The sequence below is a fragment of the Streptomyces sp. DG1A-41 genome, from assembly GCF_037055355.1.
Taxonomy (GTDB): Bacteria; Actinomycetota; Actinomycetes; order Streptomycetales; family Streptomycetaceae; genus Streptomyces.
Map to the genome: position 1 here is coordinate 7,077,724 of NZ_CP146350.1, position 20,095 is coordinate 7,097,818.

At 68.8% G+C, this 20,095-nt stretch carries 12 protein-coding genes and 3 pseudogenes; 12 read left to right on the top strand and 3 right to left on the bottom strand.

Annotated elements, in window-relative coordinates:
- Positions 1-11: 11 nt before the first annotated feature.
- Both V8690_RS33025 and V8690_RS33030 read right to left on the bottom strand, forming a co-directional pair.
- Positions 12-1,993, bottom strand: a pseudogene (locus V8690_RS33025) (alpha-glucuronidase).
- Positions 1,994-2,013: 20 nt separating this feature from the next.
- Positions 2,014-2,331: pseudogene (locus tag V8690_RS33030) on the bottom strand (hypothetical protein); the annotation flags it as partial.
- A gap of 539 nt (positions 2,332-2,870) precedes the next feature.
- On the opposite strand from V8690_RS33030, the gene ngcE reads away from it, so the two are divergent.
- From ngcE to V8690_RS33075, 9 genes are all read left to right on the top strand, one after another.
- On the top strand, positions 2,871-4,325 hold the full coding sequence (ngcE, locus tag V8690_RS33035; protein ID WP_338783741.1) for an N-acetylglucosamine/diacetylchitobiose ABC transporter substrate-binding protein: 1,455 nt from the start codon (positions 2,871-2,873) through the stop codon (positions 4,323-4,325).
- 42 nt (positions 4,326-4,367) lie between these two features.
- Complete coding sequence (locus V8690_RS33040) at positions 4,368-5,294, top strand: sugar ABC transporter permease (RefSeq protein WP_338783742.1); 927 nt, start codon at positions 4,368-4,370, stop codon at positions 5,292-5,294.
- Positions 5,294-6,217: a carbohydrate ABC transporter permease gene (locus V8690_RS33045; protein WP_338783743.1), complete on the top strand. Its 924-nt coding sequence runs from the start codon at positions 5,294-5,296 to the stop codon at positions 6,215-6,217. The genes V8690_RS33040 and V8690_RS33045 overlap by 1 nt, the downstream gene beginning before the upstream one ends.
- A 434-nt stretch (positions 6,218-6,651) precedes the next feature.
- Positions 6,652-7,863: an ROK family transcriptional regulator gene (locus V8690_RS33050; protein WP_338785533.1), complete on the top strand. Its 1,212-nt coding sequence runs from the start codon at positions 6,652-6,654 to the stop codon at positions 7,861-7,863.
- A gap of 133 nt (positions 7,864-7,996) precedes the next feature.
- Positions 7,997-9,097, top strand: a complete 1,101-nt coding sequence (locus V8690_RS33055) for a sugar ABC transporter substrate-binding protein (RefSeq protein ID WP_338785534.1) — start codon at positions 7,997-7,999, stop codon at positions 9,095-9,097.
- Positions 9,098-9,302: 205 nt separating this feature from the next.
- Positions 9,303-10,094, top strand: a complete 792-nt coding sequence (locus tag V8690_RS33060) for an ATP-binding cassette domain-containing protein (RefSeq protein WP_338783744.1) — start codon at positions 9,303-9,305, stop codon at positions 10,092-10,094.
- On the top strand, positions 10,091-11,383 hold the full coding sequence (locus V8690_RS33065; RefSeq protein WP_338783745.1) for a sugar ABC transporter permease: 1,293 nt from the start codon (positions 10,091-10,093) through the stop codon (positions 11,381-11,383). The genes V8690_RS33060 and V8690_RS33065 overlap by 4 nt, the downstream gene beginning before the upstream one ends.
- 189 nt (positions 11,384-11,572) lie before the next feature.
- On the top strand, positions 11,573-13,504 hold the full coding sequence (dxs, locus tag V8690_RS33070; protein WP_338783746.1) for a 1-deoxy-D-xylulose-5-phosphate synthase: 1,932 nt from the start codon (positions 11,573-11,575) through the stop codon (positions 13,502-13,504).
- Positions 13,505-13,652: 148 nt separating this feature from the next.
- Positions 13,653-15,152, top strand: a complete 1,500-nt coding sequence (locus tag V8690_RS33075; RefSeq protein WP_338783747.1) for an amino acid permease — start codon at positions 13,653-13,655, stop codon at positions 15,150-15,152.
- A 179-nt stretch (positions 15,153-15,331) separates the two neighbouring features.
- Here V8690_RS33075 and V8690_RS33080 read toward each other — a convergent pair whose 3' ends face one another.
- Complete coding sequence (locus V8690_RS33080) at positions 15,332-15,703, bottom strand: NTP pyrophosphohydrolase (protein ID WP_338783748.1); 372 nt, start codon at positions 15,701-15,703, stop codon at positions 15,332-15,334.
- An 82-nt stretch (positions 15,704-15,785) separates the two neighbouring features.
- Between V8690_RS33080 and V8690_RS33085 the strand changes: the two are divergent.
- The 3 genes and pseudogenes from V8690_RS33085 (at position 15,786) to V8690_RS33095 (ending at position 20,053) form a co-directional block, all read left to right on the top strand.
- A pseudogene (locus tag V8690_RS33085) lies at positions 15,786-16,801 on the top strand (hypothetical protein).
- Positions 16,802-17,012: 211 nt separating this feature from the next.
- Entirely contained in the window at positions 17,013-18,284 is a 1,272-nt protein-coding gene (locus tag V8690_RS33090) for a nucleotide sugar dehydrogenase (RefSeq protein ID WP_338783749.1), read from the top strand.
- Positions 18,281-20,053 (top strand): glycosyltransferase, encoded by a 1,773-nt coding sequence (locus tag V8690_RS33095; RefSeq protein WP_338783750.1) that lies wholly within the window; start codon positions 18,281-18,283, stop codon positions 20,051-20,053. The genes V8690_RS33090 and V8690_RS33095 overlap by 4 nt, the downstream gene beginning before the upstream one ends.
- Positions 20,054-20,095: the final 42 nt, after the last annotated feature.

The following is a 20,095-nucleotide window of genomic DNA, read 5'->3' on the forward strand; positions in this document are numbered from 1 at the left end:
GTCGCGATCTCTCAGTAGATCCGGCGCCCCCGCTCGTCCGGCACCCCCGACTTGCGGAAGAAGTAGCTGTTGATCTGGTCGCGCCATTCGCAGGCGCTGCGGAGCTGCTCCTCGTACCGCTCCGCCACTCGCGCGTGACGCCCCGGCTCGACCAGGTCCGCGAGGTCCGCCCACACCCGGCGGGCCTCCTCGACCTCCGCCACGCCTTCGAAGTGGGCGTCGTAGATGTGCTGGATCACGGTCTTCCCGCTCGTCAGCAGATGTGTGTACGGCACGTGGTGGAAGAACAGCAGCAGCTCGTCGGGGCAGGTCTGCGGCGACTCGTACAGCTCGGCCCACGGCTTGGCGTACTGCCCGGCGTACCCGGTGCCGGTCGCCTCGCTGCGGTCGACGCCGATGCCGTCCCGGTCGGCGAAGTGGTAGGTGCCCCAGGGGCTGTACTCGTAGCCGTCGACGCTCGGCCCGTAGTGGTGGCCCGGCTGCACCATCCATCCCACGCCGAGCGGAGCGGTGTACTTCTCGTACGTTCGCCACGAGCCGTCGAGCACCGCGTGCAGCCCGTCGGACAAGCGCTCCGGGGCCTCCGGGAAGGTCAGCCCGATCCACTCGTCGAGCACCTCACGCGGCTCGGCGTCCGGCCGCCAGGCCAGCCGTCCGAAGGTGTACAGGTTGGCCTGGGCGAGGGGGTGCCCGGTCCAGAACGGATCGTCGCCGGCGTTGGACACGCCGATCAGCCCGCCCCGCGCCCGTTCCCCCACGGCCGACTCCGGTTCGTGGCCGAACAGCAGCACCTCGCTCCACATCGGCCCCAGCCAGCAGACGTGCCGCTGCTGCCCGGTGTACTCCTGGGTGACCTGCAACTCCACCGCCAGCCGGGTGCGCGGCATGGCGCCGATCAGCGGTGACACCGGCTCGCGCACCTGGAAGTCCATCGGCCCGTGCTTCACCTGGAGCACGGCGTTCGGCGCGAACTCGCCGTCCAGCGGCACGAAGTGGTCGTACGCGGCCCGGGCCCGGTCCGTCGTGCGGTCCCGCCAGTCCTGGCGGTGGTCGTAGACGAACGCCCGCCAGTGGACGGTGCCGCCGTACGGTCCCACAGCGGCGGCCAGCAGGTTCGCCCCGTCGGCGTGACTGCGGCCGTACGCGAACGGGCCCGGCTGACCCTCCGAGTCGGCCTTCACCACGTATCCGCCGAAGTCGGGGATCGCCTCGTACACCCGCCGTGTCGCCGTGGCCCACCAGCCCCGCACCGCCTCGTCCAGCGGATCGGCGGTGGGAAGTCCGCCGAGCACCACCGGCGCGGCGAAGGACACGGACAGGTGTGTGCGAACCCCATAGGGCCGCAGCACATCGGCGATCGCGGCCACGTCGTTGATCCGGTCGGTCAGCAGGTGCGCCTCGGTCTCGTGCACGTTGACGTTGTTGACGGCGACCGCGTTGATGCCGCACGCCGCCAGCAGCCTGCCGTACGCCCGCGCCCGCTCCAGGTCGCCGCGCGCCCGTCCTCCCAGAACAGCGAGCCGCCCGCGTACCCGCGCTCCACCTGGCCCATGACGGGGTGCACGGCGACGTTGTCCCAGTGGTCGAGCATGCGCAGGGCGAGCGCGGGGCGATGCGTCTCCCGCGCCCAGGCGCCGGTGAACGCGGCCTCCCCGAGCCGTACGACATGGAACAGGCCGTACAGCAGCCCCCGCCCGCCGGAGGCGGCGACGGTCGTCGTGCCGCCCTCACGCGCGCATGCGAAGCCCTCCTCGCCGAGACCGTCGGCACCGAGGTCGAGGACCAGGTCGTATGCGGCCTGACCCGGCTGGACGTCGCGCACGACCCGCCCCCCGAACCGCCGGCAGGCCTCCGCCACCTCCCCGTGCACCGTCTCCACCAGCGAGCCCGACCCACGGATCAGCGTCCGCCGGCTGCCGACCGCCCGGAAGGCGGCGGGCGGCAGCCAGGCCGGGTCGACACCCTCGGGCAGAACGGGCACGGGAAGCGGCATGAGACCCCCAACTCGGCTGCTCAGGCGAGCAGTTCGACCTTCGCCAGCGTGCCCTCGCCGTCGAGGACCAGGCGGTACCTCTCGTACGTACCCGATGCCCTCACGCTGAACGCGCGTGTCCGTCTGTCCCAGGCGAAGGACTCCCCGGAGCGCCGGTCCAGCGTCCGCCAGGTCGTGCCGTCGGACGAGCCCTGGAGTGTCCAGCCGCTCGGCGCCTTCGCACGGTCCGACGACGACGTCAGCGTGTACTGGACCGCCCTGGCACGCTCGGAGACCGGCAGCTCCACGGAGGTCGCCGCCGCGTCGGTCGCCGACGTGTCGTCGAACAGGGCGCCCTCAGATTGCTCCGGAACCGGGTCGTCCGACTCATAAGAAGACGCGAACCTCCGGTCGGCCATCTCGGGGGCGTCGGGCAGTGCGACCGCAACGCCCTGGGACCCCAGGGCCACAGCGAAGGCGGTCGCCGACACGGCCGCCGAACCCCATCTGTGCCGAGCCTTCCGCTGCATCTACGGGTACCCTCCCTGCGCAGTGGACAACGTTGTCAATTCCGAGGCGCAAGGACCAGTAGTTGCCCAAGTGCCGGGGAGTGTCAAGGGTGTTGATTGTGGCATTCGGGCGTGACGACCGGGTTTTTTCCGCCGAGGAACGGACAGCGTGCTCGACTTTCCGCGAGGTCTCAACTCGGATAAGACCCACGGTCAACCCTGTGTTCGATCTTGATCCGCTGGCGGGAAGTGGACTATACCTGTCGGACGCTTCACGCGATTCGCACGTCACCACCCGCACTTTCCTGCATGACCCAGCTTGACCCGATCGCGGTGCCGGGAAGGATCCGGTTCACCGCCTGAGTCCTGGAGAAGGCGAGGACTTGAGCATGGGATCCACTTCCGCCGAGAACCACGGCACCGAGGGTGTCGGCCGCCGTGATCTGATCAAAAGGTCCGCCGCGCTCGGGCTGATCTCCGTTCCCGCGATGAGCTTCCTGTCCGCCTGTGCCAGCGGTGGCGGCGACGACAGCGGGGGCAAGGCCAAGGCCGGCAAGAAGACCGCGAAGAACCCGCTCGGCGTCAACGACACCGCGGGCATGGAATTCGTCCTGTTCGACGGCGGCTTCGGCAAGGAGTACGCCGAGGACGCCGTGAAGATCTACGAGAAGAACTTCCCCAAGGTGAAGGTGAAGTTCTCCGCCACCCAGAAGATCCAGTCCACGCTCCAGCCCCGCTTCAACCAGGGCACCCCGCCGGACCTCATCGACAACTCCGGCGCCGAGCAGATGGACATGGGCGTCCTGGTCGGCAAGAACCAGCTCACCGACCTCACCCCGCTGCTGGACGCGCCCTCCTACGACGACCCGGACAAGAAGGTCCGCGACACGCTGCGCCCCGGCATCGTCGAGATGGGCCAGTTCGACGGCGAGAAGGTCTGGATCCTCTACTACGCCTACACGGTCTACGGCGTCTGGTACTCGCAGAAGGCCCTGGACTCGCTCGACGAGCAGTACCCCGAGACCTGGGACCAGATGCTCGCGGTCTGCGAGAAGGCCAAGAAGAAGGGCATGGCGGGCTGGACGTACGCGGGCAAGTACCCGTACTACCTCCCCTTCTCGCTCTACCCGATGATCGGCAAGGTCGGCGGCCGCGAGGTCCTCGACGCCATCGACAACCTGGAGCCGAACGCCTGGAAGCACCCGGCCGTCAAGGCCTGCTTCGACGCGTACTACGAGCTCCACAAGAAGGGCTACGTCCTCAAGGGCACCCCGGGCCTGGACCACATCCAGTCGCAGACCGCGTGGGCACAGGGCAAGGCGCTGTTCATCCCGAACGGCTCCTGGGTGGAGAACGAGTCGGCCAACGTCATCCCGAAGGACTTCGACCTGGCCGTCTCCGCGCCCACCGGCCTCGACTCCTCCGACAAGCTGCCGTTCGGCACCATCTGGGCCTCCGGCGGCGAGCCGTTCATCGTCCCGGCCAAGGCGAAGAACGCCGAGGGCGGCATGGAGCAGCTGCGCATCATGCTCGGCGAGGCGTCCTCGAAGAACTTCACCAGCAAGGTGAAATCGCTGACCGCGTACAACGGCGGCACCGACGGCATCGCCCTCACCCCCGGTCTGAAATCGGGTGTCGCGGCGCTGGACAAGGCGGGCGAGAACGTGGTGAATCCCCGTCTCCAGGACTGGTACGTGCAGTTGCAGAAGGAGAAGATCGGTGTCTCCGGCCTGGGCGAGATGATGGCCGGCCGTCTCACCCCGGCCGAGGCCATCAAGAAGATCCAGGGCTATGCCGACGAAGCCGCCAAGGACGACTCGATCAAGCACTACAAGCACCAGTAACGGCAACGGAAACCCAATGTCCGCAACGGCACCGGAGTGGCGATGCAGCACGGCAAGTACCGGTTCATCGTGGGCTTCCTCGCGCTGCCCCTGGGACTGTACGCGCTCTTCGTGATCTGGCCGTTCATCCAGTCCATCTACTACTCGTTCACGGACTGGACCGGCCTGAGTCCCGAATTCAAGATGGTCGGTTTCGACAACTACAGCCGGATGCTCGACGACGAGATCTTCTGGAAGTCGTTGCAGCACAGCCTGCTGTTCGCGCTCCTGCTGCCGGTCGTGACGATCAGTCTGGCGCTGTTCTTCGCCTTCATGATCAATGTCGGCGGCAGAAAGAGGAAGAACGGTCCGGTCGTTTCCGGCGTCCGGGGCTCCTCCTTCTACAAGATCGTCTACTTTTTCCCGCAGGTGCTGTCCATCGCCATTGTCGCGCTGCTGTTCGCGTTCGCGTACAACCCGGACAGCGGCGCGATCAACTCGATCCTGCGCGGGATCGGGCTGGAGGGCGTCCAGCCGCTGTGGCTGGGCGACCCCGACCTCGCCCTGTGGGCCGTGATGGCGGTGCTCGTCTGGTCCACGGTCGGCTTCTTCGTGGTCCTCTTCTCCGCCGGCATGGCCTCCATCCCGGCGGAGATGTACGAGGCCGCGCTGCTGGACGGGGCGGGCCGGGCCACCACGTTCTTCCGCATCACCCTGCCCCTGCTCTGGGACACCGTGCAGTCGGGCTGGGTCTACATGGGCATCCTCGCCCTGGGCGCCGAGTCGTTCGCGGTCGTGCAGATCATGACGACCGGGCCGGGCGGCCCCGACTACTCGACCACCGTCATGGTCCTGTACGTGTACCAGAAGGCGTTCCGTGACGGGCAGGCCGCCTACGCCACCACCATCGGTGTCGCCCTGCTCGTCGTCACGCTGGCCTTCGCCGCCGTGGTGATGCGGCTGGGCCGTCGCGAGCGGCTGGAGTACTGATGAAGACGACACAGACCCCCGCGCCCGTGCCGGCCGAGTCCGGTGCGCCCGTCATGAAGGCCGGCCCGCCTGCGGGCCCGCCGCCGAGGGAGAAGAAGGAGGGCACGGTCCTCAACGCCTTCTCCCACGGCATCCTCGTCATCTGGGCGTTCATGGTGGTCATGCCGTTGCTGTGGGCGGTGATGACGTCCTTCAAGGACGACCGGTCCATCTTCGGCTCGCCCTGGTCGCTGCCGGACACGCTGCACTTCGACAACTGGTCGCGGGCGTGGACCGAGGCCAACATGAGCGACTACTTCCTCAACACCGTCCTGGTGGTGGGAGGTTCGCTCATCGGCACGCTGGTGCTCGGCTCGATGGCGGCGTACGTCCTGGCCCGCTTCGACTTCCCGGGCAACCGCTTCATCTACTACCTGTTCATCGGCGGCATGAGCTTCCCGATCATGCTGGCGCTGGTCCCGCTGTTCTACGTCGTGAACAACATGGGCCTGCTGAACACCATCCACGGCCTGATCCTCGTCTACATCGCCTACTCGCTGCCGTTCACGGTGTTCTTCCTGGCGGCGTTCTTCCGGACCCTGCCGACGTCGGTGGCGGAGGCGGCCTTCGTCGACGGCGCCTCGCACAGCCGTACGTTCTTCCAGATCATGCTGCCCATGGCCAAGCCGGGCCTGGTCAGCGTCGGCATCTTCAACTTCCTGGGCCAGTGGAACCAGTACATGCTCCCCACCGTCCTCAACACCGACCCCGACAAGCGCGTCCTCACCCAGGGCCTGGTCCAGCTGGCGGTCAGCCAGGGCTACAAGGGTGACTGGTCCGGCCTCTTCGCCGGCCTGGTGATGGCCATGCTCCCGGTTCTTGCGGCGTACATCATCTTCCAGCGACAGGTGGTGCAGGGCCTGACGGCGGGTGCCCTGAAGTAGCGACGGCCTGCGGCAGCTGAGCCGGAGGGTTTCCCGCTGTTGCTGGGGCCGGGTGGGTCCGCAACCCGGCGGAGCGGGGTGCCTCCCCCAAGCTCTCGACTTCGCTCGAGCAGGGGGCACCCCCATCGCCCGCCCATGCCGCCCTTGGCGGCACGATTGCCCGCAGCTAGGGCAGCCACGACGCACCCGCAGCCGCCGGCGCGGCCGATCCACCACCACCGCGCAGGCCAAGGCGCGCACCCCGCCACACCCGCGCAGGCCGCCACAGGCACCCCGCCCAACCGCCGGAGGCCATAGCGCTCCGCAACCACATGCACACACCTCGAATCGGTTCAACCTCTTGACGGGAGGCGACCCGAACGGCTCAGCTTAGAGTTCACTAGTTGGACATGGACGGGGTCTCATCGATGCGGCCCCGCGCGCAGGAGGTCGTCGTGGAGACTCCGGGGTCGCAGTCGTCGCTGCACCGAGCCAACCTGGAGCGGGTCGTACGAGCCGTGCGCCTGGCGGGCTCCCTCACCCAGGCCGAGATCGCGCGGACGACGGGCCTGTCCGCGGCGACGGTGTCCAACATCGTCCGGGAATTGAAGGACAGAGGCACCGTCGAGGTCACGCCGACCTCGGCAGGAGGGCGCCGGGCCCGCAGCGTGTCGTTGAGCGGGGACGCCGGCATCGTCATCGGGGTCGACTTCGGCCACACCCACCTGCGCGTCGCGATCGGGAACCTCGCCCACCAGGTCCTCGCCGAGGAGTCCGAGCCGCTGGACGTGGACGCCTCCTCGACGCAGGGCTTCGACCGGGCGGAACAGCTGGTCAGCCGGCTGATCGAGGCCACCGGAGTCGACCGGTCCAAGATCGCCGGAGTCGGCCTCGGCGTGCCCGGCCCCATCGACGTCGAGTCCGGCACCCTCGGCTCGACCGCCATCCTGCCCGGCTGGACCGGCACCAGGCCCGCCGAGGAGCTGCGGGGGCGGCTCGGCGTACCCGTGCACGTGGACAACGACGCCAACCTCGGCGCTCTCGGCGAGATGGTCTGGGGCAGCGGCCGCGGCGTGCGCGATCTGGCGTACATCAAGGTCGCCAGCGGTGTCGGTGCCGGGCTGGTGATCAACGGCAAGATCTACCGCGGTCCCGGCGGCACCGCCGGAGAGATCGGGCATATCACACTCGACGAATCCGGCCCCGTCTGCCGCTGCGGAAACCGCGGCTGCCTGGAGACCTTCGCGGCCGCGCGCTATGTGCTCCCGCTCCTCCAGTCCAGCCACGGCACCGACCTGACGATGGAAGGCGTCGTACGGCTCGCGCGGGACGGAGACCCCGGCTGCCGTCGGGTGATCGCCGACGTCGGCCGCCACATCGGCAGTGGAGTCGCCAATCTCTGCAACCTGCTGAACCCGAGCCGCGTGGTCCTCGGCGGTGATCTCGCCGAGGCCGGTGAGCTGGTGCTCGGACCGATCCGCGAGTCCGTGGGACGCTACGCCATCCCCAGCGCGGCACGCCAACTGTCCGTTCTTCCTGGGGCACTCGGCGGCCGCGCGGAGGTACTCGGAGCGCTCGCGCTGGCCCTCAGCGAGATGGGCGATTCAACACTTTTGGACGGCACCGCCGTCGGAACGCTGCAAGCGGCGGCGCCCGCCTTCACTTAGAGAACGGATGGCACCGTTGCCATCTCGTTAAGGATTTACTTCTTGACGTCGCACGTATGGCCGAGTTGACTTCCAGCCACCTCGGCCGCAATGTCGCGGCCTCGTCAGGGAGGTTTCTGAAGTGAACACGCGTATGCGTCGCGCCGCCGTCGCGATCGCCGCCGGTACGATGGCCGTTTCGCTTGCTGCCTGTGGCAGCGCCAAGGAGTCCGGCGACAAGGCCGATTCCACCGGGTCCGCCAAGAAGGGCGACGACATCAAGGTCGGCCTGCTCCTTCCCGAGAACGCGACCGCCCGTTACGAGAAGTTCGACCGGCCGCTCATCGAGAAGAAGGTCAAGGAGCTCACCGGCGGCAAGGGCGAGGTCGTCTACGCCAACGCCAAGCAGGACGCCAGCACGCAGAACCAGCAGGTCGACACGATGGTGACCAACAAGGTCGACGTGCTGATCGTGGACGCGGTGGACTCCAAGGCCATCGCCGGCTCGGTGAAGAAGGCCAAGGACGCGGGCATCCCCGTCGTCGCCTACGACCGCCTGGCCGAGGGCCCGATCGACGCCTACACCTCGTTCGACAACGAGACCGTCGGCAAGACCCAGGGCGAGGCCCTGCTGAAGGCCCTGGGCGACAAGGCCAAGGACGGCCAGATCGTCATGATGAACGGGTCGTCCACCGACCCGAACGCCGCTCAGTTCAAGAAGGGCGCGCACTCCGTGCTCGACGGCAAGGTGAAGATCGGCCGCGAGTACGACACCAAGGAGTGGAAGCCGGAGAACGCCAACGCCAACATGGAGGGCGCCATCTCCGCCCTCGGCAAGGACAAGATCGTCGGCGTCTACTCCGCCAACGACGGCATGGCGGGCGGCATCATCACGGCCCTGAAGGCCGCGGGCATCGCCGACATCCCGGTCACCGGCCAGGACGCCGAACTCTCCGGCGTGCAGCGCATCGTCACCGGTGAGCAGTACATGAGCGTCTACAAGCCCTACCCGCAGGAGGCGGACGTCGCGGCCGAGATGGCCGTCGCCCTCGCCCAGGGCAAGTCGCTCGACTCGATCGCCAAGGACAAGGTCGACAGCCCGACCACCAAGGCCATCCCCTCCGTCCTGGTCCCGGTCGTCTCGCTGACCAAGGACAACATCAAGGACACCGTCATCAAGGACGGCATCTACACCGTGAGCGAGATCTGCACGGGCAAGTACAAGGCCGCTTGCGACAAGATCGGCCTCAAGTAGGCCATCGGTCTCAAGTAAGCAGTCGTCAGGTCCCCTCAGGGATACGGGAGTCCGCGTCCGGACTCCCGTGACTCCCGTACGGGCCGGCTGCCCCGAGTTCCTCCGGCGCCCCGCCACACCAGCCCCGCAAGCTCTGCGGGGCGCCGGAGTGATCACTCCTCCCACACTTCTGCACAACCTCCCGCCGGGTCAGGCGGCGAAGGAGATGGTTCACGTGTCCGCTACGCCCGTGCTGGCGTTGCGCGGGGTCTCCAAGCGGTTCGGTGCCGTACAGGCGCTCACCGACGTAGAGCTTGAGATCCACGCCGGTGAGGTGGTCGCCCTGGTCGGCGACAACGGCGCCGGAAAGTCCACGCTGGTCAAGACGATCGCCGGCGTGCACCCCATCGATGAGGGCGTCATCGAATGGGACGGCAGGTCCGTCCAGATCAACAAGCCGCACGACGCCCAGAACCTGGGCATCGCGACCGTCTACCAGGACCTCGCGCTGTGCGACAACATCGACGTCGTCGGCAACCTCTACCTGGGCCGGGAGATCCGCAAGCGCGGCATCCTCGACGAGGTGGAGATGGAGCGCCGCTCCCGCGAGCTCCTCGACACGCTGTCGATCCGCATCCCCAGCGTGCGCATCCCGATCGCCTCGCTCTCCGGCGGCCAGCGCCAGACCGTGGCCATCGCCCGGTCCATGCTCGGCGAGCCCAAGCTGGTCATCCTCGACGAGCCCACCGCCGCCCTCGGCGTCGAGCAGACCGCGCAGGTCCTCGACCTGGTCGAGCGGCTGCGCGAGCGCGGCCACGCCGTGATCCTCATCAGCCACAACATGGCCGATGTGAAGGCCGTCGCGGACAAGGTCGCCGTGCTGCGCCTCGGGCGCAACAACGGCGTCTTCGAGGTCAAGTCGACCTCGCAGGAAGAGATCATCTCCGCCATCACCGGCGCCACCGACAACGCCGTGACCCGCCGTGCGGCGCGCACGAACGGGGAGGGTTCCAAGTGAGCATCGACAAGACCTCCGCGGCTCCCGAAGACCACGTCGTGGAGAACCCCGAGGCGGCCAAGGCCGCCGTCACGGTCGTCGACCCCCGGCTGCTGGTGCGCGAGCAGGGGCTCGCGGGCTACGTCACCGAGTTCAAGCGCAAGATGAAGTCCGGCGACCTGGGCTCCATCCCGGTCGTCGTCGGCCTCGCGATCATCTGGATCATCTTCCAGAGCCTGAACTCCAACTTCCTCACCGCGGGCAACTTGTCCGACATGTCCGTCGCCATGGTGGGCACGGGCATGATCGCCGTAGGCATCGTGTTCGTGCTGCTGCTGGGCGAGATCGACCTGTCGGTCGGCTCGGTCAGCGGTGTCGCGGGTGCGAGCTTCGCCGTGCTGAACGTCACCAACGGCATGAACGAGTGGCTCGCCTTCGTGCTGGCCATCGTCACCGGCACCGTCGCCGGCGCGCTGCACGGCTTCTTCTTCGCGAAGATCGGCGTCCCGGCGTTCGCCGTCACCCTGGCCGGACTGCTGTTCTGGAACGGCTTCATGCTCCAGATCCTGGGCGACAACGGCACGATCAACCTCGACCCGGACGGGGTCGTGGCCCAGCTGACCAGCTACTACTTCTCCGATGTGGCCGCCGCGTACGGGCTGGCCGCCGTGGTGACCGCCGGGTACTTCCTCAGCTCCTTCCTCGGCAACCGGCGCCGGGAGGCCGCTGGGGTGCCGTCGCGGCCGCTGAGCGAGATCATCGTGCGGACGGTGCTGCTGGCGATCGTCGCGTTCGCCGTCGCCATCGTCTTCAACCAGTACAAGGGCCTGCCGCTGGCCGTGGTGATCTTCATCGTGGTGCTGCTGGTCACAGACTTCGTGCTGCGGCGCACGGCGTACGGGCGGAAGGTGTTCGCGCTCGGCGGCAGCGTCGAGGCGTCGCGGCGGGCCGGCATCAACGTGGAGATGGTCCGGATCTCGGTGTTCGCGATCTCCGGGACCTTCGCCGCGGTCGGTGGTCTGTTCATCGCCTCGAAGATCGCGGCGGCGAACCAGGGTGCCGGTGGCGGTGACCTGCTGATGAACGCGATCGCCGCCGCGGTGATCGGCGGTACGTCGCTGTTCGGCGGCCGTGGGCGGACGTGGAACGCGTTGCTCGGTGTGCTGGTGATCGTGTCCATCCAGTACGGGCTCGCCCTGGAGGGCATCGCTTCTCCGGTGCAGTACATGATCACGGGCGGTGTGCTGTTGGCCACGGTGGTGATCGATGCGGTGACCCGGAAGACGCAGAAGACGGCGGGGCGCGCGTAGCACCAAAACACATGACTGCGCCCGGCACCTCGAGGTGCCGGGCACAGTTGTGTCGTAGGCGCGGCACAAGTTGGGTACAGCCAGATGCGTGACGTATGACGCACGGGCCCGGCGCAGTCCTCAGGGGCGGAACATTAGACTCGACAAACCCGGCAACAGCTCGAACAGCTCTACTGCAAGGAGGCACGGGTGCCGCTGCTGACCCGTATCAGGGGACCGCGCGATCTGGACCGGCTCAGCCTGGAGGAGCTGAACCAGCTGGCGGAGGAGATCCGGACCTTCCTTGTCGAAGCGGTCTCCAAGACCGGCGGTCACCTCGGCCCCAACCTCGGCGTGGTGGAGCTCACCATCGCCCTGCACCGGGTCTTCGAATCGCCCAGGGACAAGGTGCTCTGGGACACCGGTCACCAGTCCTACGTGCACAAGCTGCTCACCGGCCGTCAGGACTTCTCCAAACTGAAGATGAAGGGCGGCCTGTCCGGCTACCCCTCGCAGGCCGAGTCCGAGCACGACATCATCGAGAACTCGCACGCCTCGACCGTCCTCGGCTGGGCCGACGGCATCGCCAAGGCAAACGAGCTCCTCGATCGCGACAGCCACGTCGTCGCCGTGATCGGTGACGGGGCGCTGACCGGCGGCATGGCCTGGGAGGCGCTGAACAACATCGCCGACGCCAAGGACCGGCCCCTCGTCATCGTCGTCAACGACAACGAGCGGTCCTACGCGCCGACCATCGGCGGCCTCGCCAACCACCTCGCGACGCTGCGGACGACGGACGGCTACGAGCGGTTCCTCGCCCGCACCAAGGAGGTGCTGGAGCGCACCCCCGTCGTCGGGCGGCCGCTCTACGGCACCCTGCACGGCGCCAAGAAGGGCCTGAAGGACTTCATCGCCCCGCAGGGCATGTTCGAGGACCTCGGCCTGAAGTACGTCGGCCCGATCGACGGGCACGACCTGGAGGCCCTGGAGTCCGCGCTCGCGCGGGCCAAGCGGTTCGGCGGGCCGGTCATCGTGCACTGCCTCACCGAGAAGGGCCGCGGCTACCAGCCCGCCCTCCAGGACGAGGCCGACCGCTTCCACGCCGTCGGCAAGATCCACCCCGACACGGGCCTGCCGATCGCCTCCTCCGGCGCCGACTGGACGTCCGTGTTCGGCGAGGAGATGGTCAAGCTGGGTGAGGAGCGCGAGGACATCGTCGCCATCACCGCCGCCATGCTCCAGCCGGTGGGCCTGGAGAAGTTCGCCAAGCGCTTCCCCGAGCGGGTCTACGACGTCGGCATCGCCGAGCAGCACGGCGCCGTGTCCGCGGCGGGCCTGGCGACGGGCGGAGTGCACCCGGTGTTCGCGGTGTACGCCACCTTCCTCAACCGCGCCTTCGACCAGGTGCTGATGGACGTCGCCCTGCACAAGTGCGGGGTGACCTTCGTGCTGGACCGGGCCGGTGTCACCGGCACCGACGGGGCGTCCCACAACGGCATGTGGGACATGTCGATCCTCCAGGTCGTGCCGGGGCTGCGGCTGGCCGCGCCGCGTGACGCCGACCAGGTCCGCGCGCAGCTGAGGGAGGCCGTCGCGGTCGACGACGCGCCGACCGTGGTCCGCTTCTCCAAGGGTGCCGTCGGTCCCGCCGTTCCCGCCGTGGGCCGTGTCGGCGGCATGGACGTGCTGCGCGAGCCCGGCACCGACCGGCCCGACGTGCTGCTGGTCTCCGTCGGCGCCCTCGCGCCGATGTGCCTGGAGATCGCCGGCCTGCTCGACAAACAGGGCATCTCCACCACCGTCGTCGACCCGCGCTGGGTCAAACCCGTCGACGAGGCCATGGCCCCGCTCGCCGAGCGGCACCGCGTGGTCGTCACCGTCGAGGACAACAGCCGGGTCGGTGGTGTCGGTTCGGCGATCGCGCAGGCGTTGCGCGACGCGGGTGTCGACGTGCCGCTGCGTGACTTCGGCATCCCGCCGCGCTTCCTCGACCACGCCTCGCGTGCCGAGGTCATGGCCGAGATCGGCCTCACCGCGCCGGACATCGCCCGCCAGGTGACCGGGCTGGTCGCCAAGCTGGACGGCCGGTACGAGCGCTCCGCGGCCGATGCCGTCGACTCCGTGGAACCCGCGCGCGACTGACAACGCGACAGACACCGCTGAATGGGCCGGTCTCACCACCGTGAGGGGTGGTGAGACCGGCCCATCGGCGTGAATCCTCGTGCGCCGGGGCATATGGACGGTGCCCCCTCTCGATCATGTCGAGGACGACAAGCGTGGGAGGTACCCCGTGAGCAGCACCCTCTTCCGGACGAAGAAGGTCGAGCAGTCCATCCTCGACACCGAGGAACCAGAGCACGCGCTCAAGAAGTCCTTGTCCGCGCTGGATCTGACCGTCTTCGGTGTCGGCGTGATCATCGGCACCGGCATCTTCGTCCTCACCGGAACAGTCGCGAAGAACAACGCCGGACCCGCGGTGGCCCTGGCGTTCGTCGCGGCCGGCGTGGCCTGCGCGCTGGCCGCGCTCTGTTACGCCGAGTTCGCCTCCACGGTCCCGGTCGCCGGGTCCGCCTACACGTTCTCGTACGCCTCGCTCGGTGAGCTGCCGGCCTGGATCATCGGCTGGGACCTGGTCCTTGAGTTCGCGCTCGGTACGGCGGTGGTGGCCGTCGGCTGGTCCGGCTACGTCCAGTCGCTCATGGACAACGCGGGCTGGTCGATGCCCGCGGCCCTGGGCAGCAGAGAGGGTTCCGACGTCTTCGGCTTCGACATCCTCGCCGCCGCGCTCGTCCTCGTCCTCACCGGCATCCTCGTGCTCGGCATGAAGCTGTCCGCGCGGATCACGTCGCTCGTCGTCGCCATCAAGGTGACGGTCGTCCTCGTCGTGATCATCGCGGGTGCGTTCCTCATCAAGGGCGAGAACTACGACCCGTTCATCCCGAAGGAGAAGGCGGTGGAGGCCGGGAAGAGCCTCGATGCCCCGCTGATCCAGCTCATGTTCGGCTGGGCGCCCTCCAACTTCGGCGTGATGGGCATCTTCACCGCCGCCTCCGTCGTGTTCTTCGCCTTCATCGGCTTCGACGTCGTGGCCACGGCGGCGGAGGAGACCCGCAATCCGCAGCGCGACATGCCGCGCGGCATCCTCGGCTCCCTGCTGATCTGCACCGCGCTGTACGTCGCCGTGTCGATCGTCGTCACCGGCATGCAGCACTACAGCCGGCTCTCCGTGGACGCGCCGCTCGCCGATGCGTTCAAGGCCACCGGGCATCCCTGGTACGCGGGTTTCATCAGCTTCGGCGCCGCGGTCGGTCTGACGACGGTGTGCATGATCCTGCTGCTCGGGCAGACCCGGGTGTTCTTCGCGATGAGCCGTGACGGGCTGCTGCCGCGGTTCTTCTCCCGCGTCCACCCGCGGTTCAGGACCCCGCACCGGCCGACCATCCTGCTCGGCGTGGTCATCGCGATCCTGGCCGGCTTCACTCCGCTGACGGAGCTCGCCGCCCTGGTGAACATCGGCACGCTGTTCGCCTTCGTGGTGGTCGCCATCGGTGTGCTCGTCCTGCGCAGGACCCGCCCCGACCTGCACCGGGCCTTCCGCACCCCCTGGGTGCCGCTCATCCCGATCCTGTCGGTGTGCGCCTCCCTGTGGCTGATGATCAACCTGCCCGCCGAGACGTGGGTCCGGTTCGGCATCTGGATGGCCGCGGGCTTCGTCCTGTACTTCCTCTACGGCCGTACGCACAGCCGCCTCGCGAGGGGCGAGGAAACGAAGCCCGAGCAGACGTTCTGACATCAGCTGCGGCCAATCGTGCCGCTAAGGGCGGCACGGGTGGGCGATGGGGGTGCCCCCGCTCGAGCGAAGCCGGGAGCTTGGGGGAGGCACCCCGCAGCGCCGGGTTGCGCAGCGCCCCGGCCCCGGCAGCCGCTGGCGGCACTCCGTCATGCCGGGCCGCGGACCCACCCGGCACACTAGGGCCGTACCGACCGCGGCCCCGCCACCTCCGCCCCCAACTCCCCGACCCGCCTCCGCAGCTCCCGGTCCGCCGTGACCACCAGCACCGGACGCGCACCCGCCCCCGTGACCACGTCCACGATGTGATCGTCCCCGCTGCCCACCGCCGACTCGACCCGCACCCCGGCCACGGACTCCACCCCTCGCGCCGCCCCTTCCACCACGAGCACGATCTCCACCGGCGCGGCCACCCCCGGCACCCCGTCCGACGCCAGCCGGTCCCGCAACCGCTCCGCCGCCCCCTTCCGGTCGCGCCACCAACCGTCCGGTACCGACCCGACGACATTCGCGGCGTCGACGACGACGAGCAGGGGAGCGTTGCTGTTCATGTGGTCAGGGTCGCACGCCGGATCTCGGCCAGGCAGGGGGTGGGCGGGGCGTCCCGTCGCACCGCCCGCGTAAGGTGAACCGGTGAACGGCGACTGGCTCTTCCGCGGCCGCGACGGCCGCCTCACCGTCTACCTGTCCTCCGGCGACGCCGTCCTGTGCCGCGCGGAACGCGGCCCCGCCGGCTCCTGGGAGGCCCCCCGAACCGTCGGCGGCACGCAGAAACTGCACCCGGGCGTCGCGGTCGGCCAGGGCGCCGACGGCTACGCCCATCTCGCCGCCTGGAGGCCCACCGTGCCGGGCGAGTCGGGACTCGTGCACTCCACCCACTTCCGGCCCCGGCTCGCGCCCCTGGACTGGGTCCCGATCGGGCACCCCGACAAGAAGGGCGACCGGACGGGCCAGCCGGCCGTCGCCGTGGACGCCCAGGGGCGTGGCTATGTCTTCGTCCGTAACAAGGGCGGCGGAGTGAGCCTGCGCAACCAGAAGGAGAAGGGCGGCTGGGGACCCTGGCAGGACCTCCAGGGGCACGACGTGGAGGGGGACTTGGCCGCCGTGACGGGGGAGTCGGGGCTGGTCGAGGTGTATGCCGCCGCGGCCGGCGGGATTCTGCACTGGCGGCAGGAGGAGCCGGGCCGGACGCCGGTGCGGGGGAAGGGGCCGACGTGCCCGCGCGTCCGGGGACCCTGCGCGCGATCGCGACGTCCGCGGAGCACACCACCCTTTTCTTCACGGACACCTCCGGCGACCTGTGCGCCTGGCGCCCGGGGGAGAAGCCGGTGACGCTCATCGCCTCCGCCGGGCCGGGGCCGGTGTCCGCCGTGCGCTGTGAGATCGAGGGGCACGACTGCACCGTCCTCGCCCAGCGGTCGTCGAGCGGCCGGGTCGCCTTCGCCGCCTATCCGACCGAACTGGAGTCCGCCGGGGCGTGGTGGACCGAGTCCGGCCCCCAACTGCCCGCCGACGCCACGGTGTCGCTGGCGCTCGACGAGCACGACGAGGTCGTCGCGGCTTCCCTCTCCCCGTCGACCGGGAAGCTGCTGCTCACCCGCCGCAAGGACGAACCGGGACTCGCGCTGGAGGCCTGGCGGGAGATCTGACACCCGTTCCTTCTGATGTTCCCGTCACTCCAGACGCGCGAAGTGCGTCAAGGGATGGCCGGATGTGTGCGTGACGAGACGCACCTTGGGTGAACGTGGTCAAAAAGTGAAGGCCTTGTTAACCTCCTCGCACGTGTTCGATTGTGCTGGGGGGCCGGTTGCCGCTGCGTCCGAACCGGGGCCGCGGCAACGGGGGTTGGGGAATGATGTCGTGAGCAGATCCTCCATGGTGGATCTCGTCGTGGTCGGACTCGGTTACGTGGGACTGCCGTTAGCCAGGTCCGCGGCTGCCGCGGGCCTGAAGGTGGTCGGTCTCGACCGCAGCCGACGGGTGGTCGACGGGCTGAACGCCGGCCGTTCGCATGTGGATGACATCACCGACTCCGGTGTGCGCGGCATGCTGGAGCAGGGCTTCGAGGCCACCGACCGGGCCGGGGTCATCGCGGATGCCGCCGCGGTCGTGGTGTGTGTGCCGACGCCGCTCACCGACCACGGTGCTCCGGACCTCGGCGCGGTGCACGCGGCGGTGGACGACATCGCCGCCCACCTCCGGGCCGGCACGCTCGTGGTGCTGGAGTCGACGACGTACCCGGGGACCACCGACGAGGTCGTCAGGCCCCGGCTGGAGGCCGGTGGGCTGCGCGTCGGCGCCGACTTCCACCTCGCCTTCTCCCCGGAGCGCATCGACCCGGGCAACGCCTCCTTCGGGCTGGAGAACACGCCCAAGGTCGTCGGCGGCGTCACGGCCGACTGCACCAAGGCCGCCCGCGCACTCTACGAGCGTTTCGTGCACCGGGTCGTCGAGGCCAAGGGCACCCGCGAGGCCGAGATGGCCAAGCTGCTGGAGAACACCTACCGGCACGTCAACATCGCGCTCGTCAACGAGATGTCGATGTTCTGCCGTGAGATCGGTGTCGACCTGTGGGATGCCATCCGGTGTGCGTCGACGAAGCCGTTCGGGTTCGCGCCCTTCTACCCCGGGCCCGGCGTCGGCGGGCACTGCATCCCGATCGACCCCAACTACCTGTCGTACAAGGTCCGTTCGCTGGGCATCCCGTTCCGGTTCGTGGAACTGGCGCAGGAAATCAACCAGCGGATGCCCGTGCACGTCGTCAACCGCGCGGCCGACCTGCTCAACGACCAGGGCAAGGCCGTGCGCGGCTCGCGTGTCCTGCTGCTCGGCGTGACCTACAAGCCGGACATCTCCGACCAGCGCGAGAGCCCGGCGACACCCGTCGCGGAGAACCTGCTCGCGCGCGGTGCCGAACTCGTCTACTTCGACCCGCGGGTGGAGGACTGGCGGGTCGGCGGTGTGCCCGTCGAGCGTGCCGGTGACTATCTCGCCGCCGCCGAGGCCGCCGACCTCACCATCCTGCTCCAGGCGCACCGCGAGATCGACCTGGACGTGCTCGCCGACCGGGCCCGGGCACTCTTCGACACCCGGGGCAGGTCCGCCGATCACCCGCGGGTGGTCAAGCTGTGACAGCCGAAGACACGTACATACCCGGGGCCGTCGACTCCGGCGGCCGTCGCGCGCACCGCAAGCGCCGGCACCTGAAGGTCTCGTACTTCGTCTTCCTGGGCCTGGCCGCGCTCATCGTTACCCGGCTCGACGCCGGTTCCCTGCACCTGTACTCGATCGGTGCGATGGGCCTGCTGTCCCTGAAGATGTTCGGCGCCCTCTTCTACCGTCCGGCCAAGGCCGGGCGGGAGGAGCTGGAGTACCTGGAGAACACCTGGGTCACCGCGGTCATCCCGATCTACAACGAGGACCCGGTGATGTTCGAGCAGGGCATGCGCAGCCTCCTCGCGCAGAGCCGGCTGCCGAACGAGATCCACATCATCGACGACGCCAGCGCCGACGACTCCGGCATCCGCGCGGCGAAGAAGATGCGCCGCGAGTTCGAGGCCAAGGGCGTCAAGTACACCGTCAGCGTGCAGCCCCAGAACAAGGGCAAGCGCGAGGCGCTCGCGCTGGGCTTCGAGGCCGCGCCGTACTCGGACATCTTCCTCTGCGTCGACTCGGACACGGTGCTGTCCCGGGACACCGTGCGCGAGCTGCTGCTGCCGCTGGCCGACGAGAAGATCATGGCCTCCACCGGCATGGTGCTGGCGCTCAACCACGACAGCAACATCTTCACCCGCCTCCAGGACCTGCGCTACGGCAACTCGTTCCTCTTCGAGCGGGCCGCCTACTCCCGGCTGAAGTCGGTCCTGTGCTGCTGCGGCGCGCTGTCCGCGTACCGCGGCAAGCTGGTGCGCAAGTACCTGCCGGACTTCCTGGGCCAGCAGTTCCTGGGCAAGCCGGCCGTCTTCGGCGACGACCGCCGCATGACCAACTACTGCCTGATGGAAGGTCAGGTCGTCTTCCAGGAGACGGCCGTCGGCTACACCGCCGTCCCCGAGAAGCTGCCGCATTTCCTGCGCCAGCAGGTCCGCTGGAACAAGTCCTTCTTCCGCGAGTCGCTGTGGGCCTTCCGGCACCAGAAGAAGTACCGGCCCGCCTTCTGGCTGACCTGCATGGAACTCGCGCTGTGGCTGGTCTTCGGCTCGGCGATGTTCTACTCGATGGTCATCCTGCCCATCATCAAGCCCGAGCAGTTCGTCCACCACATCGGCGACTACCTCGTCTTCATGGTGCTGATGGGCTATCTGCGCAATGTGCGCTACCTCGACTTCCCGCGCCGGGGCATGGGCTTCGTCAAGCGGTTCGGCATGTTCCTGCTCGCGCCCATCTACGGCGTGATCCAGCTGACCCTGCTGACCCCGCTGCGGTTCTACGCCCTGTTCACCCTGCACAAGGGCAGTTGGGGCACCCGCCAGGGCGGTGTCGAGGTGTCCGTGGCCGGCGACCACGAGTCCGAGGTGACGGAGATCTTCGAGGAAGAGGACCCGTACTCCGACAAGAAGGTCACCGAGACGCTCCAGCTGATGCGTCTGGAGGGCGTGGCCCTGCGCACCCGGCCCCGCCCGGCGGGCGGTATCCCGGCCCAGCCGCAGCCGCTCCCGGGTTACGACGAGGAACAGCACGCGGCCGTCCCCCAGCAGCGCGTCAGCTGGGGGACACCGGAACCGGCCGGCCGGCAGCAGTGGCAGGGCGGTTACGACGGCCACCTCGACCAGTACCGGCAGCCCTACCCGGGCCAGAACCACGACCCCCAGCAGGGTGGATATCCGTACCCGGACCCGTCCTGGCAGCAGGGGCAGGGGCAGGGGCAGGGGCAGGGATACGGGCAGGGCGGCGGCTGGTAGGCCGCGTCCGTCGGACGGACATGAAGAGAGGGGCGGCCGGGG